This window comes from Blastomonas sp. AAP53 (assembly GCF_000331245.1).
Taxonomy (GTDB): domain Bacteria; phylum Pseudomonadota; class Alphaproteobacteria; order Sphingomonadales; family Sphingomonadaceae; genus Blastomonas.
In genome coordinates this window covers 275,029-287,070 of sequence record NZ_ANFZ01000009.1, presented here as the reverse complement: position 1 = coordinate 287,070, position 12,042 = coordinate 275,029, and the positions used below count along the sequence as shown (strand labels likewise).

The following is a 12,042-nucleotide window of genomic DNA, read 5'->3' as shown; positions in this document are numbered from 1 at the left end:
TCCCAGTATCTACATGGTGCACAGGGCCGATCTGGCCGATTTCGGCACATGGTGAGGAGGATGAAATCCCGATGCTGCGTACAGTCTATATGGTGGTCGCAGGGCTTGCGCTCGCGCTGCTTTCCGCTTGCCAGCCGCCCGCCCAGTTGCTGGTGGAAAAAGCCTATGTGAAGCTCTCCCCGGTCGCCGATAACCCATCGGTGCTGTATTTCACCGTGCGCGGAGGCCCGGAAGACACCGATCTGCGGTCGATCACCTCGCCCTGGATCCTGCGGCTCGAGATGCACGAGACGGTCGAGGAAAACGGCATGTCGATGATGCGGCCGATCAGCGCGGTCGAGGTGCCCAAGCGCGGTACGGTCGAGTTCGCACCGGGCGGCAAGCATGTGATGATCTGGGGCATCGATGAAGCCGCCAAGAAGGCCGGCAAGGCGGAGTTCGTCTTTGCCTTCGGCAACGGCGAAAAGATCGCAGTCGATGCCAGGATCGACGCGATGAAGCCCGAAGACGGTATGGCGCATTAATGGGCCGACCCGTTATCGACAGGCCGCTGACCGCGCAGGAGATCGATCTTGCGCGGTCGGTGTTTGGCGATACGATTGCCTATGACAAGGTGCGCATCCGGCTGAAGAAATGGATTTTCTTTCAACCCCGGCGCACCATCATGGCTCCGATGGGGCATATCCACTTTCACCCCGGCGGTACCGCCTATTGCGACGATTTCAGCTGCGCCAGCGTGTCCCGCCAGGGGCTGTTCATCCACGAGATGGTGCATGTCTGGCAGTATCAGCACGGCATTTTCCTGCCGCTGAAGCGCCACCCGTTCTGCCGCTATGATTATGCCATCAAGCCCGGGCAACGGTTTGCCAAATACGGGCTGGAGCAGCAGGCGGAACTGGTCCGCCATGCCTTCATGATCCGCCAGGGCAGCGGGGTGCCAGGAGCACCGCCGCTTGCCACCTATCGGCAGATCCTGCCCTTCCCGGTTTAGTCGGGCTTCTTGGCCACCGCGACCAGCGCCGGGCGCAGCAGACGATCCTTGATCATGTAACCTGCCTGCAGTTCCTGCACCACGGTGCCGGGCTCCGCGTCTGCGCTCGGAATTTCGATCATCGCCTGGTGCTGGTTGGGATCAAGCGGCAGACCGATCGCGGCAATCCGCGAAATGCTGTGCTTGGAAAAGACGTTGTCAAGCTCGCGCCCGGTGGCTTCCAACCCGACGACCAGGCCCTTCCACTTTTCGTCTTCACGCAGATCCTCGGGGATCAGCTGCAGCGCGCGCGACAGGTTGTCCGATACCGACAGGATGTCGCGGGCAAAACCGGTCGCGGCATAGGCGCGCGCGTCCTGCGCATCCTTTTCCAGGCGGCGACGCACGTTCTGCGTATCGGCGCGCGCGTACAGCACGTCCTGCTTCGCATCAGCAAGCTGTGCCTCCAGCGTGGCAATGCGCTCTTCCAGTTCGGTCTGGCCATCGCCCTGCTGCGTCAAGCTGTCAGGCACGCCCTCCAGTTCAGCGGCAGCTTCCGCATCGAGCGGCTGTCCCGCTTCAGTCTCGGTGGTGGCGGTCTTTTGGGTTTCGGTTTCGTCGTGGATCACGGTGTTCCTGCTCATTTCAACAATCGGGTCAGGCTCTGCGCGGTAAAGTCCACCATCGGTACAATACGCGCATAATTGAGGCGGGTTGGGCCAATGACCCCGACCACGCCAACAACACGGCCTTCGCCGTCACGATAGGGCGCCGCTATCACGGATGACCCGGAAAGCGAAAACAATTTGTTTTCCGCCCCGATGAAGATCCGGGCCGAAGCTGCTTCGCGTGCGCTGTCGAGAAGATGGGCAATGTCCTGCATGGCTTCAAGTTCGTCGAGCAGGCGGCGCACCCGTTCCAGATCGGCAACGGCATCGTTGTCGAGCAGATTTGCCTGGCCGCGCACGATGAGCACGGGGCGATTTGACCCGTCGCGCGACCACAAAGCCAGCCCCCGCCGCACGAGATCGGAACTCGCCATGTCGAGCGCGGCACGCTCCGTGCTGATCTCCGCCTCCAGCGTGGCCAAGGCCTGGGAAAGGCTGCGTCCGGATAAACGCGCGGTGATGAAATTGCCGGCCTGCACCAGCATCGATTCGGTGACCCGCCGGTCGATCTGCAGCACGCGGTTCTCGATGCTGCTGTCGTTGCCGACCAGCACAGCCAGAACCTGGGTATCAGACAGGCGCACGAAGTTCATCTGACGCAGGACGGGCTCGCGCTGCGGGACCATGACAATTCCTGCGCATGCCGAAAGCCCCGACAAGGCCTGGGTGGTGGCGGCCAGCGCAGCCTCGATCGGCCCTGAACCCTCCAGCTGCTTTTCGATCGCGGCGCGCTCTTCCTGTGAGGGCTCTGCCACCTGCATCATGCCGTCGACAAACAGCCGCAGGCCCTGTTCGGTCGGCATGCGGCCCGCGCTTGTGTGCGGCGCGGCGAGCAAGCCCAGCTCCTCCAGATCCTGCATGACATTGCGGATCGAGGCTGGAGACAGGTTGACGACCGTGGATTTGGAAATGGTGCGCGAGCCCACTGGAAGGCCGGTATCGAGATAGCTTTCCACGACGATGCGAAAGACATCGCGGGCGCGGTCGTTCAGTTCGGTGAACGGACTGGTCATGACTGCAAGTTAGGCAGAACCATGCGGTCTGCCAAGTCATCGTGGGTGGCAGCGGTCAAACGCCCAATCCGCCGCGAGCATCTGCCATTGCAAACCAGCCTGCCACCTGATCGAAGGCGGCATCGGAAATGTCGACGAACATGCGGCGCGCATCAGCCGCATCTGCTCGGCGAACCAGCAGGTTCTGATCGGTCATCATGCGAATCCAGCGCAAGGCGGTTGTCGGCGGCACCGAGGCGGCGATGCACAGGCTCGACACAGACACCGACCGCCCCTCCAGCCGCGACGCCGACAGGTCGAGCAATATGTCCCACGCAGGATCGGCAAACAGGTCAGCATTGAAGAACCGGTCGCGCAACCGCCGCATGCTGATCAGATGGCGAATGCGCTGAGGGTCTGGCGGTGTCGCAGGCGTGCGATCCAGAGCCGCCTCGGCACGATAAGCGAGCGTCTGCTCGGCCAGTGTGTCATCAGGATTGCCGGTCATGATATCCGACGACAACGATCCCAGCTGTTCGGCCAGGCGGGCCAGCTCGGCTGCCATCGCCTGCAACCGGGCTCGTTCTCCACTATGGGGATCCGAGGCAGTGCGACCGGTCACCAGTGCTGCAAGTTCGGCAAGTTCAACGGCGACAGGGCCAGGTGTCGCATCGAAAACGCAGCGCGCGCAATATCCCTGCAGGACCGCATCGGCGCTGTCGATGGTATCCAGGCTGACCAGCACCAGCAGACCGCAATCCAACGGCAGGTGCGCAAGACCTGCATCCGAAGGAACATCCGCACGCCAGTCCAGGGCGATGATATTGGCTTGAGTCAGCCTGTCGTCACCGTCCGCTGCGACCGGCCATCCTGCCGCTTCGATTAGGCCTGCAATTTCAAGGGTCTGCGCAGCGATTTTCAACGTGCTGACACGCGGCGCGGGCCAGTCCCCAAATGGCATTGGCCCGTCTTCGGACATCGAAATCCCCCTTGTTCCGCAGCCCTCAATCCGCGAACGGATCGCGGACCAGGATGGTATCCTCACGCTCGGGCGAAGTGGATACCAGCGCCACCGGGCACTGGATCAGTTCCTCGACCCGGCGGATATACTTGATGGCCTGCGCGGGCAGGTCAACCCAGCTACGCGCGCCAGCGGTGGATTCGTGCCAACCGTCCATTTCCTCATAGATCGGCTGCACCGCTGCCTGATCACCGGCGTGCGCGGGGAAATAGTCCAGCACCTTGCCATTGAGGCGATAGCCGGTGCAGATCTTGAGCTTGTCGAAGCCGTCGAGCACATCGAGCTTGGTCAGCGCGATGCCGGTGACGCCTGCCACGGCGCAGCTCTGGCGTACCAGCGTCGCATCGAACCAGCCGCAGCGGCGCTTGCGCCCGGTGACGGTGCCGAACTCATGACCGCGCTCGCCCAATCGCTGGCCAATGTCATCCTCAAGTTCGGTGGGGAACGGGCCGGAACCGACGCGCGTGGTGTACGCCTTGACGATGCCCAGTACGAAGCCGCTGGCTTGCGGACCCAGGCCGCTGCCGCCCGAGGCCGAGCCGGTGATCGTGTTCGACGAGGTGACGAAGGGATAGGTGCCGTGGTCGACATCGAGCAGCACGCCTTGTGCGCCCTCGAACAACATGCGCGCACCGGCGCGGCGGATTTCACCCAGCCGCTTCCACACCGGCTGCGCGAACTGCAGCACGAAAGGCGCGATCTCGGCCAGCTCGGCCAGCAGCTGCGCCCGGTCGATCGGGGGCTCATTGAAACCGGCGCGCAGCGCATCATGATGTGCGCACAGACGATCGAGCTGCGGATCGAGCGAATCGAGATGCGCAAGGTCGCACACCCGGATCGCGCGCCTGCCGACCTTGTCTTCATAGGCAGGGCCGATGCCGCGCCGGGTCGTGCCGATCTTGCCCTGACCGCTCGCATCCTCGCGCAGCGCATCGAGATCACGGTGGAACGGCAGGATCAAAGGACAATTGTCCGCGATCGCAAGGTTTTCCGGCGTAATCTCCACGCCCTGGCCGCGCAGCTTCTCTACCTCATCGCGCAGCGCCCAGGGATCCAGAACCACGCCATTGCCGATGACGCTGAAAGTTCCGCGCACGATGCCCGACGGCAGCAGCGACAGTTTGAACACCTTTTCGCCGATGACCAAGGTATGCCCGGCATTGTGCCCACCCTGGAAACGGATGACCGCATCGGCGCGCTCCGCCAGCCAGTCGACAATCTTGCCTTTGCCTTCATCGCCCCACTGGGCACCGATCACGGTTACATTCGCCACGAAACAACACCTTCGTTCGATGGAAAGCGCGCAGAATGGCCGCGCGCAAAGCCGGGCCGTCCTAGTGACGGCAAGCGGCGACGTCCAGCCCGTACCGCGAAACTGTGATACAAATTAGTGCACTTCGGGGATGGACGTCGCACCCTGGAAATCGGCATCCTGCATCACGCCAAGTGCTGGAGGGACAGGCGCATGCGAGCAAAGGGTCTTATCATCATCCTGACCGGCGTTCTGGCGACATCGGTCGCGGCGCAACAGGCAGGCGGGCGTGACCGCGCGCTGTCGCGCGAATGTCGGCGAGAAGTCGTTCAGCTGTGCGGCATGAACCGCAGCGAAATCCGCAGCTGCCTGAAGGAACGGCACGAGGAACTCTCCCCGCCATGCAAGGCGCAGATGGTACAGGCCATCGGTCAGCGCATGCGCGAGGATGAAGCCCGCGCCACAACCGCGCGGCCAGCAAGACGCATCAGCTACGGCAGCGATCCGATCCAGAAGATCGACCTGTTCACACCCGCCACCGCACGCCCTGCCAAAGGCCACCCGCTGCTGGTCTATGTCCACGGCGGAGGCTGGCGGAACGGCAGCAAGGAGATGGTCCAGCAAAAGCCGGACTTCTTCAACGCGCAAGGATGGGGCTTTGCCTCAGTGGGCTATCGTCTGCTGCCTGACGCTCCGGTGGAGCAGCAGGCGGCCGATGTCGCAGCAGCGATCGCGAGGCTTTCACACGAGGCCAGTGCGCTGGGCATCGACCCTGACCGGGTCATCGTGATGGGGCATAGCGCAGGGGCGCATCTGGCAGCTCTGGTTTCCACCGATCCCGCCTATCTGGGCGCCGACCTGACCCGTCTGGCGGGCGTGATCCTGCTCGATGGTGCCGGCTATGATGTCGCCAGCCAGATGCAGCAGGCCAATGTGCTGACTCGCAAGATCTATGAACCCGCGTTCGGCACCGACCCTGCCCGTCAGGCCCGGCTTTCGCCGACCCAGCATGCTGCCGCGCCCAATGCGCCACGTTGGCTCATCCTGCATGTGGCGCGGCGCGCGGATTCGAGAGAACAGTCTGCCACACTGGCCGCCGCGCTGCAGACGTCGGGCGCACAGGTGCAACTGGAGGCAGTCGAGGATGTGTCGCACATGACGATCAACCGCGAACTCGGCCAGACCGGCAACCGCCAGACCAGCCTGGTGCAAGCGTTTCTGGCGGGAGGCTGATCAGACCCTGGCCGTCACAGCGGCACGGCATCCTGCCCCACCAATGTGTGCGTGCACCCCAGGTCTGTCGCATCGTCGTCCGATGTGATGGCAGCCAATGTGCGCCAGCCGATGGCACGTAACCGCGCTGCGACTTCGCGATCATGGTCCAATGGCAGGAACAGCTTGGCCACTCCCTGCCCTTCGCCAGTCCCGCCCAGATCGAGCAGCGCGTCGGGGTAGAGCGAAAAGCCGGTCGCCACTTCCTGCCCGCCCTTGCCGTTCGGGATGGCATAGGTGCCGCCCCGCCCCAACGCACCGGCGCATCCTTCGGCATAGAGCGAAAAGCCGAACCAGCTTTGATACTCAAAGCCATGCCGTTCCGTCGGATCGAGCGTCACCGCGACATCTGCCGGCAATCCTGCAACAATTTCGCGCAAGGCCTTGATCCGGCTGGCCAGAACACCGCCTGCGTCGATAGCAGCGAGTGCGTCGATTGCGTCGTCAAATGGCCCCATGGCGTAAAGCAACGGCAGATACGCATCCGCGCCCAGCGCAGTCAGCCCGCCTGCATCCTTCATGTCGAGCTCGCGCCGAACCGCGTCGATGTGTTCGGCAGAAAGTGGAAAGGCGGTCGCGGCAAGCGTATCGACCAGATCGGGCAATGTCAGGTCGACGGTAATGCCGGTTGCGCCGGCCTGCGCCAGCGCCTCGATCGCAATCCGCACCACTTCCTGTGCCGCGGCCACGTTGTCGTGACCGATAAGCTCGGCACCGATCTGCAGTCGCTCGCGCTCTGGAGTGAGCTGATCGGAGGAGATGCGCAGCACCTGTCCGGCATAGCTCAATCGCAGCGGGCGCGGCGCAGATGCCATCAGGGTCGTGGCGACGCGCCCCACTTGCACGGTAATGTCGGACCGGATGGCCAGCGTCCGCATCGATGATGGATCCACCATCCGGAACAGGTGCTGCCGCCCTGTTCCCTGCATGCGCAGCGCGAGCGAGCGCTCATATTCGACCAATGGCGGAGACACCCGGTCATAGCCATGCCCGGCGAACACCTGCATGGCATTGCGGGTCAGCCAGGCGGCCTGTTCGGCGCGCGGGGGCAGCAGATCGGACAGACCTGCAGGCAGGATATCGGGATTCGGATCAGACATGCCGCTGCGCTTAGACGATTAGTGGCGGCGGGAAAACCTTCTGACGCGAACGAGATGGAAGACGCTCATTACGCGGCGCGATGCGGCTCTTTGGTGAGCGCATCCTTGATCGCGAAGGGATCGCTCGTTCAGTTGTGCGTCGTCAAGCCATGCGCGGCCAAATCGATGGCAGCGTCGAAAGCCAACGGGAACAGCTCCGTTTCTTCAAGATCGATCCGGCTCAACATGGTCGCGTTCATCACTCAGCAATTTGCTGTAAAGCTGACGGCCTTCAAAGGCGACATGTCGCCTGACGTGGCTGCTCGGCTGCCATCGCGCATCAGCAAGAATATCAGAGGGCACAAGCTCTGGCTGATCGCACAGCCGGAGCAAGGCTTCGCCTCTCTCACGCGTGACGGCGTGATCGCACAAAAGTCTCTCCAGTATCTCCCGATCCCTATTCTCTGGGTCGTCGATGCCAAAGAGATTATACCGGCGTAAACGAATACGCAGGCCCAGCTGCGGGACGGCGATAAGGCCGCCCCGCAGATGGTTTGTCAGCCTCAGGCTGCAGCAGAAAGGCGGACAGCCGCCATCTTGCCACGACGATCCTGTTCCAGCTCGAAGTTCACGCGCTGGTCGCGATCGAGCGTACGCATGCCCGACGCTTCAACCGCGCTGATGTGCACGAATGCGTCGTTGCCGCCGTCATCGGGCTGGATGAAGCCATAGCCCTTGTCGGCGTTGAAAAACTTTACGGTGCCAATCGGCATAGTCATTTCCTTAAGAGTAGTACGCAGGAGGCCGCACAAAAAACGGATTGTTCCCCCTGCGGAGTTGGAGCCGGAAGTTCGATTGCGACCCCTGCAACGCCCGGCTCCGGCCATTGCTAGGGAAGAACAGAACCAGCGCGGTCTCATAGAGACCTGCCGCCGGTTCCAATGGTCTCAGCCGGGCAGGAAACTGCCGGGCTGTGGGTAAACGTGCGCGTGCAGCAAGGCGGCCTGAAGCTCTGCATGCTGACGCTGCTCATCGCGCTCACCCGCGCCAGGCGCATGAAGCGCGCGCAGGTGGGCGATGTGAAGATTTTCAAACAGCTGATTGAGATTGGGCAAAAGGTCGCTCTTATTGCTGAACAAGCAAGAGCGTGGAGCGGCATGCCGCAGGTCTCTCAGTCGCGCGTAGGCTTGAAGTAAGGTTCGCGCGATGCAACCTATGTAACACGATCAGCCCTGAAAGTCCCGCGCTAAACGCAAATCCCGCAAAATAAGGGAATTGCGCTTAATCAACCCCAGGCGGCTTGCCGAAAATGTTCACGTCCGAAGGTGCAATCCACCCGTTCAGATAGTTGGCATAGAACATTCCGAAGACAGCTGCCGAGATGAGGGTGGTGATGGCGATGACGCGCAGAGGCTTGAAATTGCCCGGTGCGCTGTCAGCCTGACCGCGCACCTTTTCAATCCCGAGCTCTTCTGCAGTCCGCACGCCAAAAGGCATCACCACAAACGCGGTGATGACCCAGAACAGCAGATAGATCGCTGCGATGCTTGTCCAGCTCATGCGTTTCGTCCTGTCATCACGGCAAAATAGGTCAGCCGGCCTGGATCATCAAGACCGTGACGACCGGCTTCTTTCCCGTCCAGCGGGTGGCGGCACGGCGGACGGCAAGCCGGATCGCCTCCTGCACATTGTCTTCCCGGCCCGTCTGACGCCCACCCTTGCCCTTTGGCTTGGCCGAGGAGGGCTTTTCGATCGCATCGCGGACGTCCTGCACCGTTTCTGCGATAAAGGCTTCGAGGTCATCCTCAACCGGCAGCCCCAGGGGACGCACCACCGGATCGCCGGCAAGGCGACCCCGGCCATCCAGCGCCACCGCAACACTTACCTGGCCATTGACCGCAAGCTTGCGGCGTTCGCCCATGGTCAGGCCATCGGCGGGCAGGATCACATCGCCATCCAGCACCAGACGGCCCGAACGTTCCTGCCCGATCACGCCGGGCTTGCCGGGGGCCAGACGAACCAGATCGCCGTTCTTCTGGACCACGGCATGGGCGATGCCCTGCTCCAGCCCGAAGCGTGCCTGCTCGGTCATGTGGCGCATCTCGCCATGCACCGGAACCAGCACCTTCGGCCTGATCCAGCGGTACATCTCCGCCAGTTCCGGACGGCCCGGGTGACCGGAGACATGGATATCGGCCTGGCGATCGGTAACCATCTGCACGCCATCGGCAGCGAGCTTGTTCTGAATCCGGCCAATCGCGATCTCGTTGCCGGGGATAACCTTCGATGAAAACAGGACGGTATCGCCCTTCTCCAGCTTGATCTGGTGATTGCCCTCGGCAACGCGCGCCAATGCGGCGCGCGGCTCGCCCTGGCCGCCAGTGGCGATGACCAGCACCTCGCGGCGGGGCAGGCCCATTGCAGTGTCAAAATCCACCAGATCAGGCAGATCGTGCAGATAGCCGTTCGCCTTGGCCACCGCGATGATCCGGTCGAGCGAACGCCCGGCGACGCACAGCTGCCGGTTGGTCGCCTTGGCAACCTCACCCAGCGTGTGCAGGCGTGCGACGTTGGAAGCAAAGGTGGTGATCAGCGCGCGGCCCTTGAGCGGCTTGACGGCGGCAATGAGTGCATCGCGAACATCGCCTTCCGACCCTGAGCTTTCGGGATTGAACACGTTGGTGGAATCGCAGACCAGCGCCAATATGCCTTCGTCGCCCAACGCGCTCAGCGCAGCAGGCGTCGAGGGAACACCGATGACCGGTTCGTCATCGAGCTTCCAGTCGCCGGTATGGAAGATGCGGCCATAAGGCGTATCGATCAGCAGCGCGTTACCTTCGGCGATCGAATGTGCCAGCGGCAGATAACGGAAGCCGAACGGGCCCAACTGCAGGCTGCCTTCGTTCTCGATGACATTGAGCTGGATGTCCTTGACCAGCCCCTGCTCCTCCAGTTTCCGGCGGATCAGGTCTGCGGTGAACGGCGTGGCGTACAAAGGCACACCCAGGTCCGCCGCCAGATAGGGCAACGCGCCGATATGATCTTCATGGCCATGCGTCAGCACGATGCCCAGCAGATCGTCCGAACGCTCCTCGATGAACTCGAGGTCAGGGAATACCAGTTCCACCCCCGGATAGGCGGGATCGCTGAACGTCATGCCCAGATCGACCATGACCCATTTGCCGTCACAGCCGTACAGGTTGGCATTCATGCCGATTTCGCCCGACCCGCCAAGGGCCAGGAACAACAGTTCTTTTCCGGGTTTCATGTAATCAAAATGCCCTTTCGGCAATCATGGCCAAACCCTGTAGCGTCAGGTCGGGTTCGACCGCATCAAATATCGTTGTGTGCTGATCGAACAGCACGGCCAGACCACCGGTCGCGATAACCTTGGCGGGACGACCAATCTCAGCCCGCATTCTTGCGACCAGGCCTTCCATCATGGCGACATATCCCCAGAAGACACCGATCTGCATCTGGTCTTCGGTATTGCGCCCGATGACCGAACCATCGTTCCCGGGTATTTCGACCGCAATGCGGGGCAGCTTGGCAGCAGCGTTGACCAACGCGTCGAGCGACAGGTTGATCCCCGGCGCGATAATTCCGCCCTTGTACGCACCGGTATAATCCACCACGTCATACGTGGTTGCCGTGCCAAAGTCGATGACGATCAGGTCGCCGCCATGCAGGGCATGCGCAGCGATGCTGTTGACGGCCCGATCGGCCCCCAGCGACTTGGGCTCGTCGACATCGATCTGCATCCGCCAATCGGCAGGTTCCACACCGGCAATCAGCGGCTCGACGTTGAAATACTTGCGCGACAGCACCTGCAGATTGTGGAGAGCGCGCGGAACCACCGTCGAAATGATGACATTGGCGATATCCTGCCGGACAAAACCCTCCAGCGCGAGCAGCTGGTTCAGCCATACCGCATATTCGTCCGCCGTGCGCCGCGCATCGGTCGAGATGCGCCAGCGGGTCTTGATCGTCTGTCCGTTGAACAATGCAAACACGGCATTGGTATTGCCGACATCAATGGCAAGCAGCATGTTGACCACCCTCTACAAGCAGGAAACCCAGATCACCCGACAAGATGCACATCCCCGGCGCTGACCGTCTCGACCCGGCCATCTGCCAGGCGGAGCCGCAGCGCACCATCGGACGACAGCCCGTCGAACACTCCGTCGATCCGGTCATCCGGCCCCCGCTGGACAGCCATCGCTTCGCCCGGCTTATGCGCGGCGGCGCACCAGACTTCAAGCAGCGTTGCAGGTGGCGTCGCGCGCCACTGCAGCAATCGCGCGGCAAACCGCTCGGCCAGCAGCTCGATCACCGCAGCCGCATCAATCTGCGCCATCGCGCCCTGATCGCGCAGACAGGTGACCGTGCGCCCTGGAATTTCCGGCGCCAGCGCGACGTTCAGGCCGATGCCGACCACGACGACGTCGCGCCGCCGCTCGAGCAATATGCCGGCCAGCTTGGCACCATCGACATGAACGTCATTGGGCCATTTCAATCGCGCACCACATTGGGGCAGAATGCTCAAAGCGGTATCGAGCACCGCCAGCCCAGCCACAAATGCCAGCAGATGCGCGGGCGGATCATCTGCCTGCAGACGGACCAGGGTGCTGCAATACAGGTTGCCAAGCGGGCTCAGCCATTGCCGACCCAGCCGGCCCCTGCCCCCGCTCTGCTGCTCTGCCCTGAGCCAAAGTCCCTCTGCTGCACCAGCATCGCCCCGCGCCAGCATATCGGCATTGGTGGAGGCCGTCAGCGCGACCGTTTCGA

General features: G+C 62.5%; 15 protein-coding genes. 5 read left to right on the top strand and 10 right to left on the bottom strand.

Annotated elements, in window-relative coordinates:
* Window positions 1-71 precede the first annotated feature (71 nt).
* Window positions 72-524, top strand: a complete 453-nt coding sequence (locus tag D618_RS0108305; protein ID WP_017671043.1) for a copper chaperone PCu(A)C — start codon at window positions 72-74, stop codon at window positions 522-524.
* Entirely contained in the window at window positions 524-991 is a 468-nt protein-coding gene (locus tag D618_RS0108300) for a hypothetical protein (RefSeq protein WP_017671042.1), read from the top strand. The genes D618_RS0108305 and D618_RS0108300 overlap by 1 nt, the downstream gene beginning before the upstream one ends.
* Here D618_RS0108300 and grpE read toward each other — a convergent pair.
* The 4 genes from grpE to D618_RS0108280 are packed head-to-tail and all read right to left on the bottom strand — an operon-like array spanning window position 988 to window position 4,924.
* On the bottom strand, window positions 988-1,614 hold the full coding sequence (gene grpE / locus D618_RS0108295) for a nucleotide exchange factor GrpE (RefSeq protein ID WP_017671041.1): 627 nt from the start codon (window positions 1,612-1,614) through the stop codon (window positions 988-990). The genes D618_RS0108300 and grpE overlap by 4 nt on opposite strands.
* Window positions 1,611-2,651 (bottom strand): heat-inducible transcriptional repressor HrcA, encoded by a 1,041-nt coding sequence (gene hrcA, locus D618_RS0108290; RefSeq protein ID WP_017671040.1) that lies wholly within the window; start codon window positions 2,649-2,651, stop codon window positions 1,611-1,613. Before hrcA ends, grpE begins: the two co-directional genes overlap by 4 nt.
* Window positions 2,652-2,706: 55 nt before the next feature.
* A complete protein-coding gene (locus D618_RS19010) occupies window positions 2,707-3,609 on the bottom strand; it encodes a hypothetical protein (RefSeq protein WP_152414602.1) in 903 nt (300 codons plus the stop codon).
* 25 nt (window positions 3,610-3,634) lie between these two features.
* On the bottom strand, window positions 3,635-4,924 hold the full coding sequence (locus tag D618_RS0108280) for an adenylosuccinate synthase (protein ID WP_017671038.1): 1,290 nt from the start codon (window positions 4,922-4,924) through the stop codon (window positions 3,635-3,637).
* 192 nt (window positions 4,925-5,116) lie between these two features.
* Here D618_RS0108280 and D618_RS0108275 point away from each other — a divergent pair, with 192 nt between their 5' ends.
* Window positions 5,117-6,136 carry an alpha/beta hydrolase gene (locus D618_RS0108275; RefSeq protein WP_017671037.1) on the top strand — a complete coding sequence of 340 codons (1,020 nt, stop codon included), beginning with the start codon at window positions 5,117-5,119 and terminating at the stop codon, window positions 6,134-6,136.
* Between the two features lie 14 nt (window positions 6,137-6,150).
* On the opposite strand, the gene D618_RS0108270 is transcribed toward D618_RS0108275, so the two are convergent.
* Window positions 6,151-7,275, bottom strand: coding sequence for an ATP phosphoribosyltransferase regulatory subunit (locus D618_RS0108270; RefSeq protein ID WP_017671036.1), 1,125 nt, complete (start codon window positions 7,273-7,275; stop codon window positions 6,151-6,153).
* 93 nt (window positions 7,276-7,368) lie between these two features.
* On the opposite strand from D618_RS0108270, the gene D618_RS19675 reads away from it, so the two are divergent.
* Window positions 7,369-7,755: a hypothetical protein gene (locus tag D618_RS19675; protein ID WP_238550622.1), complete on the top strand. Its 387-nt coding sequence runs from the start codon at window positions 7,369-7,371 to the stop codon at window positions 7,753-7,755.
* Between the two features lie 62 nt (window positions 7,756-7,817).
* Here the strand turns inward: D618_RS19675 and D618_RS0108255 are convergent, their stop codons facing one another.
* Window positions 7,818-8,027, bottom strand: a complete 210-nt coding sequence (locus D618_RS0108255; RefSeq protein WP_017671033.1) for a cold-shock protein — start codon at window positions 8,025-8,027, stop codon at window positions 7,818-7,820.
* Window positions 8,028-8,195: 168 nt separating this feature from the next.
* Here D618_RS0108255 and D618_RS0108250 point away from each other — a divergent pair, with 168 nt between their 5' ends.
* Entirely contained in the window at window positions 8,196-8,450 is a 255-nt protein-coding gene (locus D618_RS0108250) for a hypothetical protein (RefSeq protein ID WP_017671032.1), read from the top strand.
* 85 nt (window positions 8,451-8,535) lie between these two features.
* Here the strand turns inward: D618_RS0108250 and D618_RS0108245 are convergent, their stop codons facing one another.
* From D618_RS0108245 to D618_RS0108230, 4 genes are read right to left on the bottom strand one after another with little or no spacing between them, the layout of a single operon-like run.
* A complete protein-coding gene (locus tag D618_RS0108245) occupies window positions 8,536-8,814 on the bottom strand; it encodes a DUF1467 family protein (RefSeq protein ID WP_017671031.1) in 279 nt (92 codons plus the stop codon).
* Window positions 8,815-8,845: 31 nt separating this feature from the next.
* Window positions 8,846-10,522 carry a ribonuclease J gene (locus tag D618_RS0108240; protein WP_017671030.1) on the bottom strand — a complete coding sequence of 559 codons (1,677 nt, stop codon included), beginning with the start codon at window positions 10,520-10,522 and terminating at the stop codon, window positions 8,846-8,848.
* 4 nt (window positions 10,523-10,526) lie between these two features.
* Window positions 10,527-11,303, bottom strand: a complete 777-nt coding sequence (locus tag D618_RS0108235; protein ID WP_026091445.1) for a type III pantothenate kinase — start codon at window positions 11,301-11,303, stop codon at window positions 10,527-10,529.
* 32 nt (window positions 11,304-11,335) lie between these two features.
* Window positions 11,336-12,028 carry a biotin--[acetyl-CoA-carboxylase] ligase gene (locus tag D618_RS0108230; protein WP_343207530.1) on the bottom strand — a complete coding sequence of 231 codons (693 nt, stop codon included), beginning with the start codon at window positions 12,026-12,028 and terminating at the stop codon, window positions 11,336-11,338.
* Between the last annotated feature and the right edge of the window lie 14 nt (window positions 12,029-12,042).

What these genes read in the sequence shown, in the direction of transcription:
- D618_RS0108255 (WP_017671033.1), bottom strand. Translation starts at nt 8,027, where the DNA reads ATGCCGATTGGCACCGTAAAGTTTTTCAACGCCGACAAGGGCTATGGC.
- D618_RS0108275 (WP_017671037.1), top strand. Translation starts at nt 5,117, where the DNA reads ATGCGAGCAAAGGGTCTTATCATCATCCTGACCGGCGTTCTGGCGACA.
- D618_RS0108250 (WP_017671032.1), top strand. Translation starts at nt 8,196, where the DNA reads ATGGTCTCAGCCGGGCAGGAAACTGCCGGGCTGTGGGTAAACGTGCGC.
- D618_RS19010 (WP_152414602.1), bottom strand. Translation starts at nt 3,609, where the DNA reads ATGTCCGAAGACGGGCCAATGCCATTTGGGGACTGGCCCGCGCCGCGT.
- D618_RS0108270 (WP_017671036.1), bottom strand. Translation starts at nt 7,275, where the DNA reads ATGTCTGATCCGAATCCCGATATCCTGCCTGCAGGTCTGTCCGATCTG.
- grpE (WP_017671041.1), bottom strand. Translation starts at nt 1,614, where the DNA reads ATGAGCAGGAACACCGTGATCCACGACGAAACCGAAACCCAAAAGACC.
- D618_RS0108305 (WP_017671043.1), top strand. Translation starts at nt 72, where the DNA reads ATGCTGCGTACAGTCTATATGGTGGTCGCAGGGCTTGCGCTCGCGCTG.
- D618_RS0108300 (WP_017671042.1), top strand. Translation starts at nt 524, where the DNA reads ATGGGCCGACCCGTTATCGACAGGCCGCTGACCGCGCAGGAGATCGAT.
- D618_RS0108245 (WP_017671031.1), bottom strand. Translation starts at nt 8,814, where the DNA reads ATGAGCTGGACAAGCATCGCAGCGATCTATCTGCTGTTCTGGGTCATC.
- D618_RS0108235 (WP_026091445.1), bottom strand. Translation starts at nt 11,303, where the DNA reads ATGCTGCTTGCCATTGATGTCGGCAATACCAATGCCGTGTTTGCATTG.
- hrcA (WP_017671040.1), bottom strand. Translation starts at nt 2,651, where the DNA reads ATGACCAGTCCGTTCACCGAACTGAACGACCGCGCCCGCGATGTCTTT.
- D618_RS0108240 (WP_017671030.1), bottom strand. Translation starts at nt 10,522, where the DNA reads ATGAAACCCGGAAAAGAACTGTTGTTCCTGGCCCTTGGCGGGTCGGGC.